Raw genomic sequence first — 16,938 nt, forward strand, 5'->3', positions numbered from 1 at the left:
GTTTAACCGTTCGAAATCTCGATCAGCCTGTCGAGCACTTTCAGCGCGCGGCCGCTGTCGATGGCCTGCGCCGCCGTTACCATGCCGTCGGCGAGGGTCGTCGCTGTGCCGGCCACCACCAGCCCGGCGCCGGCATTCATCAGCACCGTATCGCGAAAGGCGCCGGCGGCGCCGCCCAGCATGTCGCGCAGTGCCTGGGCGTTGTGGGCGGCGTCGCCGCCGCGCAACTCGTCCTTGGTGTGCCGCTTCAGTCCGACGGCTTCCGGGGTCAGCGTAAAGCTGCGGATCTCGCCGCCGGCCAATTCGGCGACAAGTGTCTCGCCGGTGGTGGTGATCTCGTCATAGCCGTCGCCATGGACGATCCAGGCATGGTCGGCACCAAGTTCCTTCAACGTTTCTGCCACCGGCATGATCCATTCGGGCAGGAACACGCCGACCATCTGCCGTCTGACACTCGCCGGATTGGAAAGCGGCCCCAGCAGGTTGAAGATGGTGCGGGTTCCGAGCTCGACCCGGGTCGGGCCGACATGCTTCATCGCCGGGTGATGCGCCGGCGCGAACATGAAGCCAACGCCGGCCTCGTGGATGCAGCGGCCGATCGTCTCCGGAGGGATGTCAATCTTGACGCCCAATGCGATCAGCACATCGGCGGCGCCGGTCAGCGAGGACAGTCCGCGATTGCCGTGCTTGGCGACGGGCACGCCGCTGCCGGCGATGACGAAAGCGGATGCGGTCGAAATATTGACGCTGTGCGAATTGTCGCCGCCGGTGCCGACAATGTCGATGGCACCCTCGGGAGCTTCGACACGCAGCATCTTGGCGCGCATGGTGGCGACGGCGCCGGCGATCTCGCTGACGGTCTCACCGCGCACGCGCAATGCCATCAGGAAGCCGCCGATCTGGCCGGGGGTAGCATCGCCGGACATGATGATGTCGAAGGCCTCGCGCGCCTCCTCGAAGGAAAGAGCGCTGCCGGCGGCGACCTTGGCGATGTGGATCTTCAGCGCGCTCATCTGGCCAAGGCTTGGGTTACGGCCGCCTGATCGATGCGGACGTCATATTGCGTCTGCAACTGCGCGACCAACTGGTCGAGCAGGTCGTCGGACATGCCCGAGGTGAAGGACTTCTGTGCGTCCTGGGGCACTGAGCTGGCATCGGCCCCGGCAGGCTCGAACACCTCGGCAACCTTGAACAGGATCTGTCCGTCGCCCGTAGGTGAGGGGATCAACCCGGTGCCGCCTTCGCCGACGCCGAACATCGCGGCGGCGCCTTCCTTGCCGAAATCGACGTCGTCCGCATCGCGCTTGACGCCGCGCTTGGTCTGCTTTTCGAGCTTGAGCTCACCGGCGATCACCTCGAGCGTGACGCCAGCCTTGAGACGCTTCTCGAGCTCCTGTGCTTTTGCGGTGAGCCGTTTGGTGGTCTCCGCCGCGGTCCAGTCGGCCACGACCTTCTGGCGGACTTCGTCCAATGTGCGGTCGCGGGCAGGCGTGATCGCGCTCACGTCGTAGAAGACGAAGCCGTTATCGGCGGTGGTAAGGCCTTCATTGTCGGTTCCGGGTTCGGATTCGAACACCGCCTTGATGAGTGCCGGCGATTCCGGCAGGTCTTTGACGATGCTTCCATCCGGCCGTTGGCCGGTGCGGTCGATGGCATCGATGGTGACGACCTTCAGCTTCAATTTGGCGGCTGCCTCGGCGAGCGAACTGCCCGAGGCGCGTGTATCCTCGTAATTGTCGTGCACGTCCAGCAAGATGCGGCTTGCCTCGCCCAGTGCCAGGTCCTTGCGGATCTGCTCGGACACTTCGGCCAGCGGCTTCACCACTTCGGGCTTGATGTCGGTGACGCGCAGCAGAACGGGACCAAAGGCGCCCTGTACGACCGGGCTGACCTCATTGACGTTCAGTTTGAAGGCAGCATCGGCGACCGCCTTGTCGGCGATCTTGTCCTTGGCCAGCGTGCCGAGCAGCGTGTCTGCCGGCGTCTTGCCTTCGGCAGCGACGATCTTGTCGAAGGTCGCGCCGGTCCTGAGCGAATCGAGCGCCGCCTTTGCGGCATCAGGTGTCTTGAACACAAGCTGCTCGATGGTGCGCATCTCCGGCGTGGTGTAGCGCGCCTTGTTCTTATTGTAGTCGTCGCTGACCTGTTGGTCGGTCACCGCGCTCAAATCCATGATGTCTTCCGGTTCGAGCCTGACATAGGAGAACTTACGGTATTCGGGAGCGGCGTAGGTTTTCTTGTTTTCCTCGAAATAGGCCGAAAGCGCGCTGTCGGACGGAGCTTCTATCGGTTCGACCAGCGATTTCGGCAAGGTCAGGTAGTCGATGGTGCGATCTTCGCCGCGATAGAGCGCGACCGCCTTGAAGAATGTATCCGGGGCCTTGAGGCCGTCCGAAACCGCCTCGACGATCTGCTGGCGGACCGCGACCTGGGCGCGGTTCTTCAAATAGTCTTCCGGCCGCATGCCGACCTGCCGAAGCAGGTACTCGAAGGTTCTCCTGTCGAAGGTTCCGGCAGGCCCTTTGAACGCCGGGTCTTCACGCGTCAGTTCGGCGAGCCGGTCCTTGGACAGGCCGAGGCCGAGCTTGCGGGCCTGCTCGTCGAGGACGGCACCCGACACGAGTTGCGCCAGCACCTGGTTGTCGATGCCGAGCGCCGTCGCTTGCTCACGGCTGATGCGCTGGCCGAATTGCTGCGACATGACGCTGAGCTGGCGATCGTAGGCGAGGCGGTATTCGTTGATCGAGACCTTGGTGCCTCCGGCCGTAATCACGGCGTCATGGCCGGCAAGACCGCCCATCAGCCGCCCCGAGATGCCCCAGATGGCGAAGCTCAACACCAACAATGACAGCAGCAGTTTCGCGACCCACGTCCCCGCCGCGCTTCTCAACATACCAAGCATGAGTACTTCCGATTTTTGCGCATTTCGCATGCGCCGAGTCTGAAACAAGCGCAATAGCGCCCTTCCTGCCCACTGTCGATTGCTTTGTGGCCTGATTTTGATAGTGAGGGCCAGCTGGAAATTGCCCGGAGAAACAAATCCCATGACCACTGGAATCCGCCCGCTCGTCGCCGGCAACTGGAAAATGAACGGCACCAGCGCCTCGCTCAACGAGATCAGGATGATCGGCAACGGCTTCATGAGTGGGCTCGACGCCGAGACCGAAGCGGTGGTCTGCGTGCCGGCGACCTTGCTTGCGCACGCCGCCGAGATTCTGTCGCGCACGCCGGTGCGGGCCGGCGGAGAGGATTGCCACACCAAGGAAAGCGGCGCCTATACCGGCTGCATTTCGGCCGAGATGCTGAAAGATGCAGGTGCCAGCCATGTCATCGTCGGCCATTCCGAATGCCGCGCCGATCGCAAGGAGGACGATGCCTTGGTCCAGGCCAAGGCCTCCGCCGCATGGCGCGCCGGGCTGGTGGCCATCATCTGCATTGGTGAGACAAGAGCCGAACGAGAAGCAGGAGCCACGCTCGACGTGCTGTCGCGCCAGGTCGCTGGCTCGGTCCCGCCAAACGCCACGGCTTCCAACACCGTCATTGCCTATGAGCCAATATGGGCGATTGGGACCGGCTTGACCCCGACCGCCGCCGACGTCGCCGAGGCACATGCGCATATCCGCGAAGAACTGGCACGGAAGCTCGGCAATACGGCGGCCAAGATGCGCATTCTCTACGGCGGCTCGGTCAAGCCGTCCAACGCCATCGAGTTGCTCGGCGTCAGGAATGTCGATGGCGCGCTGGTCGGCGGCGCCAGCCTAAAGGCGGCGGACTTCCTCGGCATCGCGGAAGCCTATCGAAACATCGCTTGATACAAGGGCTGGTTGCTGCATTTGAGCGGACGGCCGACGTCGAAATCGTTGCAAAGGACGCATTGCTTCCCATATTCCGGCCACGGGCTTGGAAATGCCGTCAAAGCATTGTATTGAGCCGCCTCCAAATCAGCGGCCGCACAAGGCCTTGCCAGGGTAAATTATGGAAACCGTACTGATCGTCGTCCACCTCATGGTCGTGCTCGCGCTTGTCGGCGTGGTGCTGCTGCAGCGCTCCGAAGGCGGCGGCCTCGGCATCGGCGGCGGATCGGGCTTCATGACCGCGCGTGGCGCCGCCAATGCGCTGACGCGGGCGACGGCGATCCTGGCTGCCGCTTTCTTCGTCACCTCGCTGACACTGTCGATCGTTGCGCGCTATGGCGAGAAGCCGATCGACATTCTCGATCGCGTGCCGGCGACCTCGGACGGAGCAGGCAAGGGCGTACTCAACCAATTGCCTGGAACCACGACGCCGACGCCGCCTTCAGGCACCACGGCGCCGACCCCGCCGTCCGGCAATGGCGCGGCAGCAACGCCGCCGGCAACCGCTCCGGCGACGCCGCCAGCGACAAACGGCGCCACCGCGCCGGCTACGCCGCAGGTCCCCAATCAGTAATAGGGCAACTTATGCCGCGATCTGTTGTCGTTTGAACACAGTCGCGGCAAATGCCGCACGATCATGAAGATTCGACTGCGCCTCACGCTTGAGGCGCTTCCGGCTAATCGATTATACGTTGCACGCGGCATTCTCGGCGTCCTTGGGGGGCGCCGGGCGACGCCGTGGGCAACAAGCATTGAACGATCGGATCTTCCCCATGCAGCTTCGCAGCTTCATTTTTGCCGGCCTTTGTGCCGTGCTCAGCCTAGGTGCGCCCGCTTACGCGGCCATGCCGACGGCAAACTCGGCCCACAAAGCCGCAACAACAACCGACGTCGTCAAGGTCGCTGCCAAAAGCGATGCAGCGCAATTGAAGCTTCTCAAGAAGAAGAAAGATCCGACGCCGGACGACCTTGCGCAGATCCGCAAGATCGAAGCCAAGATCGCAGCCGACAAGGACGCCGCTCGCGCCAAGGCACTCGAAGCCAGGAAGCTGGCGATGCGCGAGGCGGCGAAAGCCAAAGCCGATGCGGAACGGCAGGCGTTCCTTGCCAAGAAGAGCCAGCCGCTCGCAACGGCCAAGGTGGCTGACGCCACGCCGGCCAAGAAGAAGACCGTCAACATCATCGAACCGATTACGCCCATTGCGCCGATCCAGTCGGCCGAGCCGATCCCGGCCGAGGCCATGAACGTTGCGCTGACCGGCAACAATGGCGAGTTGCGCAGCGAACCGGTCGGGCAGAAGCCGCAGAGCGTCGGGCTGTTCGCGGGACTGTTCGGCGGCACATCCTCTTCGTCGATGTCGCTGCTTCCGGAAACACGCGCGCTCGACGCCGCGCTCGAAAGGAAGCAGGCCAAGCGGCAGTTCAAGGTCAAGCCGGAATTCGTGCCGCAGGAGGTCGAATTCACCGGCTACAACCCCGGCACCATCGTCATCGATACCAGCGCCCGTCGTCTCTACCTCGTCGAATCATCGTCAACCGCCCGCCGTTATGCCATCGCGGTCGGCCGGGAAGGCCTGCAGTTCAAGGGTACGGTTGCCGTCGGCGACAAGCAGGAATGGCCGCGCTGGATTCCGACGCTGGATATGCAAAAGCGCGAACCCAAGCACTATGGCCAGTACAAGGACGGCATGCCCGGCGGCGGCGACAATCCGCTCGGTGCGCGCGCCATCTATCTTTACGACGGCAAGAAAGATACCCACCTGCGCATTCACGGCACCATCGCGCCGCAGTCAATCGGAACCAGCGCCTCCAATGGCTGCTTCCGTATGATCAACGAGCACGTCATGGACCTTTACCGCCGGGTGAAAGTAGGCACCAAAGTCGTCATCATCTGACGCTTTGACAGATCGTGCCAAAAGGGCCGGCCTCGCCGGCCCTTTTGTTTTGATACGCCAACGACCAGAGCGCCTTCTTGGGAAAAAGCCTTCGCGGCGGTTTTTTCTCTGGCGGAATCAATTCGGCCGCGTTAAGCGATGACTCCCATGGCGCGATATGTATTCATCACAGGCGGCGTGGTTTCCTCACTTGGAAAAGGCATTGCTGCAGCGGCCCTTGGGGCTCTCTTGCAGGCGCGGGGCTATCGCGCACGCATCAAAAAGCTCGATCCCTATCTCAATGTCGATCCCGGCACGATGTCGCCCTATCAGCACGGCGAAGTCTTCGTGACCGATGACGGGGCCGAGACCGATCTCGATCTTGGCCATTATGAGCGCTTCACCGGCCGCTCGGCCAACCAGCAAGACAACATCACCACCGGCCGGATCTATAAGAACATCATCGAGCGCGAGCGGCGCGGCGACTATCTCGGCGCTACCGTGCAGGTCATTCCGCACGTCACCGACGAGATCAAGAATTTCGTCCTCAACGGCAATGACGACTACGATTTCGTGCTGTGCGAGATCGGCGGCACCGTCGGCGACATCGAAGCGATGCCGTTCCTGGAGGCGATCCGCCAGCTCGGCAACGACCTGCCGCGCAACAACGCCGTCTACGTCCACCTGACCTTGATGCCTTACATTCCGACGGCAGGCGAACTGAAGACCAAGCCGACGCAGCATTCGGTCAAGGAGTTGCGCGGCATCGGCATTGCACCCGACATACTGTTGGTCCGCGCCGACCGGCCGATCCCCAAGGAAGAGCGCAGAAAGCTGTCGCTGTTCTGCAATGTCCGCGAAAGCGCCGTCATCCAGGCGCTCGACGTCCCGCATATCTACGACGTGCCGATGGCCTATCACAATGAAGGACTGGATTCGGAAGTGCTGGCCGCCTTCGGCATCGATCCCGCGCCGAAGCCGCGCATGGAACGGTGGCAAGCGGTGTCCAACCGCATCCACAATCCGGAAGGCGAAGTGACCATTGCCGTCGTCGGCAAATATACCGGCCTCAAGGACGCCTACAAATCGCTGATCGAGGCGCTGTCGCATGGCGGCCTCGCCAACCGGGTCAAGGTCAAGCTCGACTGGATCGAAAGCGAGATATTCGAGAAGGAAGACCCGGCGCCGTGGCTGGAGAAGGTCCATGGCATTCTCGTCCCCGGCGGTTTTGGCGAGCGCGGCTCGGAGGGCAAGATCCTGGCGGCGAAGTTCGCGCGCGAGCGCAAGGTGCCGTATTTCGGCATCTGCTTCGGCATGCAGATGGCTTGCATCGAGGCGGCGCGTTCGCTGGCCGGCGTCGAGCACGCATCATCGACCGAGTTCGGTCCAACCGAGGAGCCGGTTGTCGGCTTGATGACCGAATGGCTGAAGGGCAACATGCTGGAAAAGCGCAGGGAAACCGGCGACCTTGGTGGTACCATGCGGCTCGGTGCCTACCAGGCCGACCTCGCCAAGGGATCGAAGATCGCCGAGATCTATGGCGATACCCAGATTTCCGAACGCCATCGCCACCGCTACGAGGTCAATGTCGACTACAAGGAGCGGCTCGAGGATTGCGGCCTGGTGTTTGCCGGCATGTCGCCGGACGGCGTGCTACCGGAAACGGTCGAATATCCCGACCACCCCTGGTTCATCGGCGTGCAGTACCATCCCGAGTTGAAAAGCCGGCCGCTCGATCCGCACCCGCTGTTTGCCAGCTTCATCGAGGCGGCGGTAGAGCAGTCGCGGCTGGTCTAACTAGCCGCCCATGCAAACGTACGTCGCGCTGCTCTACAGCATTGTCCTGGGCGAGGGGCGGCGGGTCGTCATGTCCGATCTGAAGGCGATGGCCGAAGGCCTGGGTCTGAATAACCCGCGCACGCTGGTGGCGACCGGCAATCTGGTTTTCGAGGCGCAAGAAACAGAACTTGCGGCGTTGGAGCAGCGGCTGGAGGCGGCGTTCGCAAAGACTTTCGGCCGCCACGTCGACATCATCGTGCGCCGCGCCGACGGCTGGCTGAGGATGGCGGCCAGCAATCCGTTCCCAGCCGAATCGGCTGAGGCCGCGGACCAGGTGGCGGTGCGCGTGATGCGGGCGCCCGTTCCCGCCGAGACCGCCGCGGCGCTTGAGGCGTATGCCGGCAAGGACGAGAAGCTGCGGATTGTCGGCGGCGACATCTGGATCGTCTTTTCCCGCGAGACGCCGAGTTCGCGGCTGCTTGCGGCGGTCAGTCACAAACGTCTCGGCATCGGCACCTCGCGCAACTGGAATACGGTGCGCCGCCTGGCCGAGATGGTCGCAGAATAAACGGGGCGGCTCGCGCCGCCCCAAATCGCTCAGGCCTTGGCTATCCTGGCTCCGGCACCGAGTGCCATGGTGCGCAGCACGTAGTAGATGACGCCGGCAATTGCCACGCCGAAGAACCAGCCATAGACGCCCCACCATGACGGCAGCAGGCTGGTGAAGTTGGGCAGGATCGAGGAGAAGACCGCGCCGATACCGGCGGCGATGAAGGCATTGACATGCCAGCCGCCCTGAAAGCGGAATTCGCCATTCTCCCTGTAGAGCGCCTCGACGTCGACCTCGCCCTTCCGGATCAGGTAATAGTCGACCATCATCACGCCGAAGATAGGCCCCATCGTCGCGCCAATGATGTTGACGAAGGAGGCGGCACTGCCTTCCCAGGGCGCGAATGGATAGAGCACCAGCGCGATCAGCGCCGCGATGTAGCCGCCCTTCTTGAAGTCGATCTGGCGTGGAAAGACATTGGAGAAGTCGAAGGCCGGCGACACGAAGTTCGCCACCACATTGATGCCGAGCGTCGCCACCGCAAAGGTCAGGGCTGCGAGCGCCGCCAGGAACCAGCTGTCGAATTTCGCCGAAATCTGGTCGGGATGGAGCAGCACCTCGCCATAGACGTCGAAGGCGGCGATCGTGGTGACGCCGGCGACCAGCGAGAACAGGATAAGATTGACCGGCAGGCCCCAGATGTTGCCCTTGCGCAGCGATGCCTTGTCGGGGGCGTAGCGCGCGAAATCGCAGAAGTTGAGATAGAGCGCGGAGAAATAGGTCACCCAGATCGCGGCCACCGCAAACAGCGAGGTCCAGGAGCCCGGCGTGCCCGGCACGCCCGCGTCCTTTGTCTTTTCCAGCAGCACATCCATCGGGATGTCGCTGGTGAACGCGAAGGTGCCTGCCTTGATGCAAAGATAGATCGCCAGGATCAGCATCATCACCCACACCGCCGGTCCGGCCCAATCCTGGAAGCGGCGCACCGTTTCCATGCCTTTCTGGATGATCAGGAGTTGCAGCGCCCAGATGACGGCGAAGCAGATCACCTCGAGCCCGGAGTGGCCGAGGAAATGGGTGCTCTGGTTGAAGTCGGCGAACCATTGCGAGCGGATCAGCAGGGCTACGATCGCCCCGGAGGCGGCCGCCGTCTGCGCGCCGTACCAGAAGCAGGCGACGATGGCGCGCACCAGCGCCGGTATGTTGGCGCCCCAGATGCCGAAGGAAGCACGCGCCAGGACCGGGTAGGGCACCCCGGTCTTCACGCCGGCATAGCCGACCATGTTCATCAACGCATAGATGATCAGCGAACCGATACCGATGGCGATGATGAAGTTGACGAAGCCGCCGCAGAACAGGAACAGGCTGGCAGCGAGATAGTAGCCCCACAGGCTGTGGACGTCCGACGTCCAGACGTTGAAGATCGAGAACGGTCCCCAGTTTCGAACCTTCGCCGGAGCGAGATCCTCATTGTACAGGTCCGGTGATGCGCCTTGTATTGTCATTGCTATGTCCTCCCCTTGCAACCGCACGCGCCTCCACGCATGGCACGCAGGTTAAGCCTGACGCAGGGGAACCGGCAAGCAGACGATTTGCCGGCTTTGGGCTTAAAGTCATTCAATGAGAAACGCGCTTATCGGCGTGGCGTCGTTGAGCTTCTAGCGCCGGCGATTCGTGGGGTGACACCAATCGCTCGACCTAAGCTCCAGAGTCCACCTTGTGCGTGATCAGGGCGGCAAGCTTTTTGGGCGCTTGTGCGCGATAACTCTCATCGAGCCATGACTTCAGTTGTCCCATCGGTGGCAGTTCGTCCGGTGCTGGTTCGAACGTCACCCATCCGCTCTTGCCAAGGCCGTACTCCGTCGGCGACGCATAGTGGAGCTTTCTCGCCTCGTCGCCGCTGTAGGGGAGTTTGAGGGAGATGCTGAACGGTTCGCCTTCAAGGCTCAAATAAGCAAAGGTCTTGCCTTTCACCGCGAGATCGTCGTGACCAGGCCACGGACTCTTTGTCTCGGCGCCTGGATAGGTGAGGCCGAAGGCGCGTAGTTCCTTGAGAACGGCATCGGTCGAAGCGCGCGATTTCCTACTCATCAACTCTCCTCCATCGCTGTCGGTGGCTATCCTGGCAGACGAGCCGACGGGGAGCCTCGACAGCAAGAGCTCGGAGCAGGTGTTCACAATCCTGCAGAATCTGGTGCGCGAACGCGGCAAGACGGTCGTGGCAGTCACGCATGACCTCGACATGGCCGCACGCATGGATCGCCGCATTCACATAGTGGACGGGAAGATCAGCTGAACCGGGCCACGGCGCGATCAGGCCACCGCCGACGTCTCGAAACTGGCCTCGAGCCAGGCTATTGCGCCCGTCACGTCGTCGAGGACATAGGTTGCGGCCGTCGGTCCGTTCGGCTTCACGCGGATGGAGATGCCGCCAATTTCATTGATCGCCTCGAAACCGTGTTCGTCCGATGTATCGTCTCCGAGGAATATCGGCCGCCGGCCAACAAAGGGCGGAATGTCCATGAAACGCCGGATGGCAGCACCTTTGACGGCTTCCAAAGGCATGAGCTCGACGCCGGCGTTTCCCGGAAGCACCCGATAACCCTTCGGAAGCCGGGCCAATGCCTGTTCGACGAGCTGGATTGCGGGTGCAAGCAGTTGCGGTGCTGCTCTTGTATGAACGGCAAGGACCGGCCCCTTGCGCTCGACATAGACCTTGCCGCTGCCCAGTTCGGCCTCGATCTCGTCCGCAAGGGCGGCGATGTCGGCCGGCGCGTCGGCGGCATCGATCGGACCGCTCGGCGTCAGCCGGTGCTCCAGCCCATACAGTCCGGCAATCCGCAGCTTCAGCGGGTGGAACAGCTTGTCCACGGCGGGAATCGATCGGCCGGTGATGAAGGCGACCGCACCATCCAGCCGCCGCTCGATGCGTTCGAGCAGATTGCGCAATTCCTCGCCGACGAACACCGCGTCGGGATGGGCAGCGTGTTCCAGCAGGGTTCCGTCGATGTCGAGGAAGAGCGCCCATTGCCCTTCCGACAGGTTCAACGCCGGTGGTTGTTCAAAGCTTTTCACGACGCTGCCTTCCGAGCCCGCTCGAACATCGAGATGACGTTGTTGGTGTTCGATGGCGGGCGCTCGCCGGTTCCGGTCACCCTGTCGAGATCGCCGCGTTTGCGCAGGCGCGCGGCGTCCAGCAGCATGCTGCCGGCCCAGCGGTAGACATTGTTGTCGCGGACCATCTCGCGCATCGGCCGCAAACGTTCGCGCTGCTCTTCCGGCGTCATCGTCAGCGCCTGCAACAGCGCCTCGCTCATCATGGCCGCATCGTAGGGGTTGACGATCAGTGCTTCCAGCAATTCGCGCGAGGCACCGGCGAAGGTGCTGAGCAAAAGCACGCCCTGTTCGTCGTCGCGCGCTGCGACGAATTCCTTGGCGACAAGGTTCATGCCGTCATGCAGACTGGTGACCATACAGATGTCGGCGGCACGATAGACCTCGTAGACCTGCTCCTGCCGATGATGTTCGGCGACCATCAGGATAGGGCTGTATGTCTCGCTGCCATAGCGCCGGTTGAGCTCCTCGGCACAGCGGCGGCATTCGTCGTGGAGTTGCTGGTAGGCGGGCAATGTCCCCCGGCTCGGCGCGGCGATCTGCAGGAAAACCACCTTGCCTATCCATTCGGGATATCTCGTGAACAATTCGTCCAAGGCATGGAAGCGATCGAGAATGCCTTTCGTGTAGTCGAGGCGCTCGACGCCAACGCATAGTTTGGTATCCGCAGACAGGCCGAATCTGTCGCGCACGCTGGCGCGGCACTCCTCCACAGACGGCAGTTTTGCCAGCAATTGGGCCGGCCATTCTATGGAAATGGGATAGGCGTGGACCAATGTGGTCTGCCCACCATAGGAGATTGCCGCGTCTGCCCGTTCGATCCGGCTCTCCAGAAAGCGGTCGACACTTTCGGTGAAGTTGTTGGCATGGAATTGGGTATGAAAGCCGATGATCGAACTGCCGAGCAGTCCTTCCAGGATCCGCTCACGCCACGGACAGATGCTGAATACTTCCGAATTAGGCCACGGGATATGCCAGAAGGTGATGACTATCGCGTCCGGCAGGCGCTGGCGGATCATGCGCGGCAGCAGCGCGAAATGATAGTCCTGCACCAGCACGATCGGCCGTTCGTTGCGGGCTTCGGCAACCACCGTATCGGCGAATTTGCGGTTGACGGCCTCGTAGGCGTCCCAGTCCGAGGCGCGAAACACGGGGCGGGTGAAGGCGATATGGCAAAGCGGCCATAGGCCCTCATTAGCGAAGCCCAGATAGTAGCCCTGATATTCCTCCTCCGTCAGCCAGACCCTGCGCAGCGTGTAGGACGGATTGCCTGGCGGCACCTGCACCCGGTCGTCCTTGTCGACGGTGAGACGGTCTGCCGTGCCGCCGCCATAGGCGATCCAGGTGCCGGCACAGGCGCGGGTGATGGGCTCGAGTGCCGAAACCAGGCCGCTGGCCGGCACCAAAAGTTGGACCCCGTCGTCCTTGATGTTGTGGATGTAGGGTTCGCGGTTGGACACCACGATGACCTGTGCGTCCGGCAGGTCGTCGGCCAGGATCTTGCGCAACGTGTCGGGCGACCACGTGACCAGTGCCGCATCGGCGGACTGGCCGTTCTTTTCGAACTCGCGCAGCACCTTGCGTGCCGCTTCCGAGGCGACATCCTCGCTCGGCGTGTATGCGGCGGCCGTTGCGCGACCGCTGCGCTGGCGGGATATCGACAGGAGAATGGCAAAAGCGGAAAAGCCAAAACTTGCAATCAGCAAAACCCAGAGCAGGTTTACAGTATAATCTGACATGGAATGTGATCTCGCCTCCGGCCGGCCGATAGCCGTTTTTTTTATTTGTTTTCTGGTTCGCCGCCGTATGACAACGACAGCGTCCCCACCCCGCCCATTTTTGCAACGCACAAAGAGGCTATCGGTTCCGGACGATTGCAACGCGCGCGTCATTTTCGATGCGCCGCAGCGCGGCGGCATTAAGTGCGCACGATGAGCGGCACCATCCCCTCATACCGGTCGGCAAGAAAGGCGACGACCCGGTCGCCGACACGCTGGAATGTGAGGTCGACCACTGTCGAGCCGACACCCAGATGCCGCAATGTCAGCGTGTCGATGCCGATCGGCAGCCTTGGGCGGGTGACCCGGATTTCGCTGTTCCAGCCGTCGATTTCGAGCCCAAGGCAGGCCTGCATCAGCATGAAGGCCGATCCCGCTGACCAGGCTTGCGGCAGGCACGCGACGGGATAGGCGATGGGCGCTTCGCCCGGCGACCGGGTAAAGCCGCAGAACAGTTCAGGCAGCCGCATGTTGAAATGGACAGCCGATTCGAACGTGCCGCTCATCAGCCGGACCACGCTGTCGCGCACGCCATAACGTGCCAGGCCTGCACCGCACATGGCGGTGTCGTGCGGCCAGATCGAACCATTGTGGTAGGACATCGGATTGAAGAATATCGCATCGTCGGCCAGCGTCCTCACGCCCCAACCAGAGTGGAACGACGCGGAGAGCAGCTGATCGGCGACCATCTGCGCCCGTTCCGGCTCGGGCAGCCCGACAAAGAGAAGATGGCCGGCATTCGACGTCCGTACCTTGCAGAGCTCGCCTGCACCATCGATCGCCAGTGCATAGAAATTGAGATCGTCCATCCAGAAATGGCGTTCCACCGCGGCGCGCATGGTTTCGGCGCGTTCCTCCCAATGATCGGCCTTGTCGTCCTCGCCGCGGCGGCGGGCGAGCGCCGCCAGCCCACGGAACGCGGCAAAGACGTAGCCTTGCACCTCGACCAGGGCGATCGGCCCCTTGGGCATGCGGCCATCGGCATGGAAGACGGAATCGAAACTGTCCTTCCAGCCCTGGTTGGCAAGGCCGGTCTCGGCGCCGCGCTGGTAGGTAACGAAGCCGGTCGCGCGGCTTGTCTCCTCCGTCCATTCGGCCGCTGCACAGAGCGATGGCCACAGGCTGTCGACGAACGCCATGTCGCCGGTACGATCCGCATAGGCGCAAGCGAGATGAATATAGAGCGGCGTGGTATCGACGCCGCCGTAATAGCGGCCGAACGGGAGCTCCCGCAGTGCCGCCATCTCGCCCTTGCGGGTCTCGTGCATGATCTTGCCGGGCTGCGAATCGCTGAACGGCGACGTTTCGGTCGCCTGATGCTGGGCGAGAAAGGCGAGTACGCCGCGCGCCAGCCCAGGATTCAACCACAGCATCTGCAATGCGGAAATCACCCCGTCACGGCCAAATGCCGTCGAGAACCAGGGTATGCCGGCATAGGGGTAAGGTCCGGTTGCAAGCTCGGTGGTCAGCAGCGCCACGTCCGCGCGCGCGCGTTCGATCCAGTCGTTGAAGACGCGGCCGGAGCTGTGCACCGTCGCGCCGTGGCGGCGTTTGGCGCGCATGCCGAAGCGAGCGCGGGCGGCTGCAGCCCGAAAACGGTCGCGGTCGGGTGTCTCCGCCACTTCCGGGCCGACCTCGATATAGAGGACCTCGCTGCTGCGCTTCGTCACCGCAACCAGGAAATCCGCGCGGCTGGCGGTCAAATTGTCCGGCGCCTGCGAGAACGAGATCGCCGACAGGCGCACGAGTTGGTCCAGCCCGTCATATCGAAGCACCACGGATGTCGGACTGGTCTCGGCGGCGTGGGCTATTCCGCGCTTGAGCCGGGTCGAACCGCGCACCTCGAACATGTCGCGGAAATCTGCTGCGAAATGCAAGGAAACCCGAATGGCCGACGATTCCTGGCTGTAGTTGGAAAGGGTGATGCGCTCGAACAGCCGGTCCTGCCAAAGCAGCCTGACGCGTTCTATGTGGATCGCGCCCTGCGGAATGTCGCGACCACCGACACTCTGGATCGGCAGATTGGTCAGGTTCGAGGTGAAAAGCACATTGTCCTGGCTGAGCGAGGCGCCGAGCAACGACATTTGCCGGCCACCGACCGTCAGCCGGAATTCCGAAAGCACACGCGTGTCGTCTCGGAAAAAGCCATCGCCGGCGCCGCGGATGTCGCCATAGGCGTCGGCCACCGCGAAGCAGTCGGCTTGCTTGAGGGCGAACAGCCGGTGCGGCTCCCGGGGCGCAACCTCGTCGAGGGAGGCAAGGGCTACGGCGGGATCAAGCTTACGCTCGTCGAGTTGATTCATACGTCACAAGCTCTGTCGTTTCGTTTCCAACGTCCACAATGACGCCGATCAGGACGCTCTCGCTTCACCGGGAGTACCGATCAGGCGCGCATAGGCAGCCACATAGTCGTGGGCCATTCTCGTGGCAGAAAAACGGTTTTCGAACACGGCTCTCACCTGTCGCCTGTCGAGGCGCAGCAATTCCGGTATCGAGGCGACCGCAGCATCGACCGTATCGACAAGGAAACCGGTCACGCCGTGGTCGATGATCTCCGGCAGGGCACCGCATTTCCAGGCGATCACCGGCGTGCCACAGGCCATAGCCTCTATCGCGGCAAGACCGAACGGCTCCGGCCAATCGATCGGAAACAGCAGGCCGGCCGCCTTGCCGAGGAATTCCGCTTTTCTGTCCTCTTCGATCTCGCCGATATAGTCGACACGGTCGCCGTCGATCAGCGGCTCGACCGTGTCGTGGAAAAAAGGGCGGTCGTCGTCGCCGATCTTTGCCGCAAGCTTCAGTTTCAGCCCGGAGCGCAAGGCGATCTCAATGGCACGGTCCGGGCGCTTGTCGCGCGACAGCCGGCCCAGAAAGGCCAGATACGGCTCGTCCACCTCCGTCTCGAAAGTCGGCTCATACGTATTGATCGGTAGCCCGTGATGGATGGTCGCCAGCCAATTTGCCCTGGGTAGCCCGGTTCTCTGGCTACACGAAATCGAGATCATCGGAAAGCGCGGAAAATGTTCGTAGGCCGGGGCCAGGTCGACATAGTCGAGCCTGCCATGCGGTGTCGTCACCGTCCGGTCGGGCATGTGTTCGAAGAAAGGAAAATGCAGGAAGTGGCTGAGATGGAAATGGATGATGTCGAACTGTTGCGCACGGCTCCTCACCTCGGCGAGCATCGAGAGATGCGCCGCGGTTTCGGATTTGTGCGGGCGCGGATCGAGACGGAGCGCGCGCTCGCGACACGCCACCAATTTCGCCGACGTCTTGGTATCGCCGCTGGCGAACAGGGTCACGTCATGGCCAAGCTCGACCAATCCTTCGGTCAGATAGGAGACGATGCGCTCCGTCCCTCCATAGAACCGGGGTGGCACGGATTCATGGAGCGGCGCCACATGGGCTATTCTCATGTTTTGGCATTTCCCTCAAAAAGACTGCTCGTGGCATCGAAATGCATCAGCCGCGCTAACGTTCCCGTACAATGGCAAGATGCCACCCAATTGGGGCAAGATGTCACCCAATTGGAGCTGCCGGGCGCGTCGACCGTTGCTCGTCTCGTCCAGCAAACATTTTTCAGGCCAAGCCATGTTTTGCCGGGAACCAAAGTCGGGTTCGCGAGTTTAGTGGGGTTCGATCGCACGCATCCGGTCGACGGGGAGGAAATGATGGACCGCTTGCAATTCTTTTCGCCCGTGCGGATTTTGCGCGGACAGGGACAGCCCGTGGAGGAGATCGACAGCGTTGCCGAAGCGATGGCATTCTTGCGAAAATGGCCGGCCGGGCGGCGCGGGCCGGTTTACCAGTGCGCCGTGAATTGCTGCGCTGCGGCCATGGCCGGCCGGATGTCGGCCGAGGAAGCGAGAAAGGCTTTTGCCGGCTTCGCCCGGATCACCCGCCTGCTCGAGGGCGATCGGCCGTTGCCGATGAGCGGCGAGGATCGGCATCGCGATCACGCCTTGAGGCGATAGGCCAGCTGCCGCAGATGG

14 protein-coding genes and 1 pseudogene are annotated in these 16,938 nt (G+C 62.5%); 7 read left to right on the forward strand and 8 right to left on the reverse strand.

The annotated features are described in order from the left end of the window. Positions 1-2 precede the first annotated feature (2 nt). Positions 3-1,013 (reverse strand): anthranilate phosphoribosyltransferase, encoded by a 1,011-nt coding sequence (gene trpD / locus NKH49_RS19300; protein WP_352474265.1) that lies wholly within the window; start codon positions 1,011-1,013, stop codon positions 3-5. Continuing rightward, complete coding sequence (locus tag NKH49_RS19305) at positions 1,010-2,902, reverse strand: SurA N-terminal domain-containing protein (RefSeq protein WP_352502399.1); 1,893 nt, start codon at positions 2,900-2,902, stop codon at positions 1,010-1,012. The genes trpD and NKH49_RS19305 overlap by 4 nt, the downstream gene beginning before the upstream one ends. 142 nt (positions 2,903-3,044) lie before the next feature. Between NKH49_RS19305 and tpiA the strand changes: the two genes are divergently transcribed. From tpiA to NKH49_RS19330, 5 genes are all read left to right on the forward strand, one after another. After that, the gene (gene tpiA / locus NKH49_RS19310) at positions 3,045-3,812 is read left to right on the forward strand and encodes a triose-phosphate isomerase (protein ID WP_352927356.1); all 768 of its coding nucleotides are present in this window, start codon (positions 3,045-3,047) and stop codon (positions 3,810-3,812) included. A gap of 163 nt (positions 3,813-3,975) precedes the next feature. Beyond that, a complete protein-coding gene (gene secG, locus NKH49_RS19315) occupies positions 3,976-4,428 on the forward strand; it encodes a preprotein translocase subunit SecG (RefSeq protein ID WP_352919642.1) in 453 nt (150 codons plus the stop codon). A 199-nt stretch (positions 4,429-4,627) separates the two neighbouring features. Beyond that, complete coding sequence (locus NKH49_RS19320; RefSeq protein ID WP_352815643.1) at positions 4,628-5,749, forward strand: L,D-transpeptidase; 1,122 nt, start codon at positions 4,628-4,630, stop codon at positions 5,747-5,749. 147 nt (positions 5,750-5,896) lie between these two features. After that, the gene (gene pyrG, locus NKH49_RS19325) at positions 5,897-7,525 is read left to right on the forward strand and encodes a CTP synthase (RefSeq protein WP_352448839.1); all 1,629 of its coding nucleotides are present in this window, start codon (positions 5,897-5,899) and stop codon (positions 7,523-7,525) included. 10 nt (positions 7,526-7,535) lie between these two features. After that, positions 7,536-8,075 (forward strand): DUF1697 domain-containing protein, encoded by a 540-nt coding sequence (locus tag NKH49_RS19330; RefSeq protein WP_352927359.1) that lies wholly within the window; start codon positions 7,536-7,538, stop codon positions 8,073-8,075. A gap of 29 nt (positions 8,076-8,104) precedes the next feature. On the opposite strand, the gene NKH49_RS19335 is transcribed toward NKH49_RS19330, so the two are convergent. Both NKH49_RS19335 and NKH49_RS19340 read right to left on the reverse strand, forming a co-directional pair. Next, positions 8,105-9,562, reverse strand: coding sequence for an NCS1 family nucleobase:cation symporter-1 (locus NKH49_RS19335; protein WP_352474257.1), 1,458 nt, complete (start codon positions 9,560-9,562; stop codon positions 8,105-8,107). 193 nt (positions 9,563-9,755) lie between these two features. After that, on the reverse strand, positions 9,756-10,148 hold the full coding sequence (locus NKH49_RS19340) for an MmcQ/YjbR family DNA-binding protein (protein ID WP_352474256.1): 393 nt from the start codon (positions 10,146-10,148) through the stop codon (positions 9,756-9,758). Here NKH49_RS19340 and NKH49_RS19345 point away from each other — a divergent pair. Continuing rightward, positions 10,144-10,353, forward strand: a pseudogene (locus NKH49_RS19345) (ABC transporter ATP-binding protein); the annotation flags it as partial. The gene NKH49_RS19340 and the pseudogene NKH49_RS19345 overlap by 5 nt on opposite strands. 17 nt (positions 10,354-10,370) lie before the next feature. Here the strand turns inward: NKH49_RS19345 and otsB are convergent. The 4 genes from otsB to NKH49_RS19365 all read right to left on the reverse strand — a co-directional run bounded on the left by otsB (position 10,371) and on the right by NKH49_RS19365 (position 16,362). After that, the gene (gene otsB / locus NKH49_RS19350) at positions 10,371-11,132 is read right to left on the reverse strand and encodes a trehalose-phosphatase (RefSeq protein WP_031211298.1); all 762 of its coding nucleotides are present in this window, start codon (positions 11,130-11,132) and stop codon (positions 10,371-10,373) included. Further along, on the reverse strand, positions 11,129-12,910 hold the full coding sequence (locus NKH49_RS19355) for an alpha,alpha-trehalose-phosphate synthase (UDP-forming) (RefSeq protein ID WP_352927362.1): 1,782 nt from the start codon (positions 12,908-12,910) through the stop codon (positions 11,129-11,131). Before NKH49_RS19355 ends, otsB begins: the two co-directional genes overlap by 4 nt. A gap of 179 nt (positions 12,911-13,089) precedes the next feature. After that, on the reverse strand, positions 13,090-15,252 hold the full coding sequence (locus NKH49_RS19360) for an amylo-alpha-1,6-glucosidase (RefSeq protein WP_352540550.1): 2,163 nt from the start codon (positions 15,250-15,252) through the stop codon (positions 13,090-13,092). A 48-nt stretch (positions 15,253-15,300) separates the two neighbouring features. Further along, positions 15,301-16,362: a glycosyltransferase family 4 protein gene (locus NKH49_RS19365; protein WP_352540549.1), complete on the reverse strand. Its 1,062-nt coding sequence runs from the start codon at positions 16,360-16,362 to the stop codon at positions 15,301-15,303. Between NKH49_RS19365 and NKH49_RS34940 the strand changes: the two genes are divergently transcribed. Then, a complete protein-coding gene (locus NKH49_RS34940; protein WP_502893790.1) occupies positions 16,348-16,920 on the forward strand; it encodes a DUF982 domain-containing protein in 573 nt (190 codons plus the stop codon). The genes NKH49_RS19365 and NKH49_RS34940 overlap by 15 nt on opposite strands. The last annotated feature ends 18 nt before the right edge of the window (positions 16,921-16,938 follow it).

It is taken from the genome of Mesorhizobium sp. M1088 (assembly GCF_040318575.1).
In the GTDB taxonomy this organism is placed as follows: Bacteria; Pseudomonadota; Alphaproteobacteria; order Rhizobiales; family Rhizobiaceae; genus Mesorhizobium.

Bases quoted from the DNA above. Each gene is read 5' to 3' on its own strand.
- pyrG (WP_352448839.1), top strand. From the start codon at position 5,897: ATGGCGCGATATGTATTCATCACAGGCGGCGTGGTTTCCTCACTTGGA.
- NKH49_RS19340 (WP_352474256.1), bottom strand. From the start codon at position 10,148: ATGAGTAGGAAATCGCGCGCTTCGACCGATGCCGTTCTCAAGGAACTA.
- NKH49_RS19335 (WP_352474257.1), bottom strand. From the start codon at position 9,562: ATGACAATACAAGGCGCATCACCGGACCTGTACAATGAGGATCTCGCT.
- NKH49_RS34940 (WP_502893790.1), top strand. From the start codon at position 16,348: ATGGGCTATTCTCATGTTTTGGCATTTCCCTCAAAAAGACTGCTCGTG.
- NKH49_RS19320 (WP_352815643.1), top strand. From the start codon at position 4,628: ATGCAGCTTCGCAGCTTCATTTTTGCCGGCCTTTGTGCCGTGCTCAGC.
- NKH49_RS19360 (WP_352540550.1), bottom strand. From the start codon at position 15,252: ATGAATCAACTCGACGAGCGTAAGCTTGATCCCGCCGTAGCCCTTGCC.
- NKH49_RS19365 (WP_352540549.1), bottom strand. From the start codon at position 16,362: ATGAGAATAGCCCATGTGGCGCCGCTCCATGAATCCGTGCCACCCCGG.
- secG (WP_352919642.1), top strand. From the start codon at position 3,976: ATGGAAACCGTACTGATCGTCGTCCACCTCATGGTCGTGCTCGCGCTT.
- NKH49_RS19355 (WP_352927362.1), bottom strand. From the start codon at position 12,910: ATGTCAGATTATACTGTAAACCTGCTCTGGGTTTTGCTGATTGCAAGT.
- trpD (WP_352474265.1), bottom strand. From the start codon at position 1,013: ATGAGCGCGCTGAAGATCCACATCGCCAAGGTCGCCGCCGGCAGCGCT.
- NKH49_RS19305 (WP_352502399.1), bottom strand. From the start codon at position 2,902: ATGCTTGGTATGTTGAGAAGCGCGGCGGGGACGTGGGTCGCGAAACTG.
- NKH49_RS19330 (WP_352927359.1), top strand. From the start codon at position 7,536: ATGCAAACGTACGTCGCGCTGCTCTACAGCATTGTCCTGGGCGAGGGG.
- tpiA (WP_352927356.1), top strand. From the start codon at position 3,045: ATGACCACTGGAATCCGCCCGCTCGTCGCCGGCAACTGGAAAATGAAC.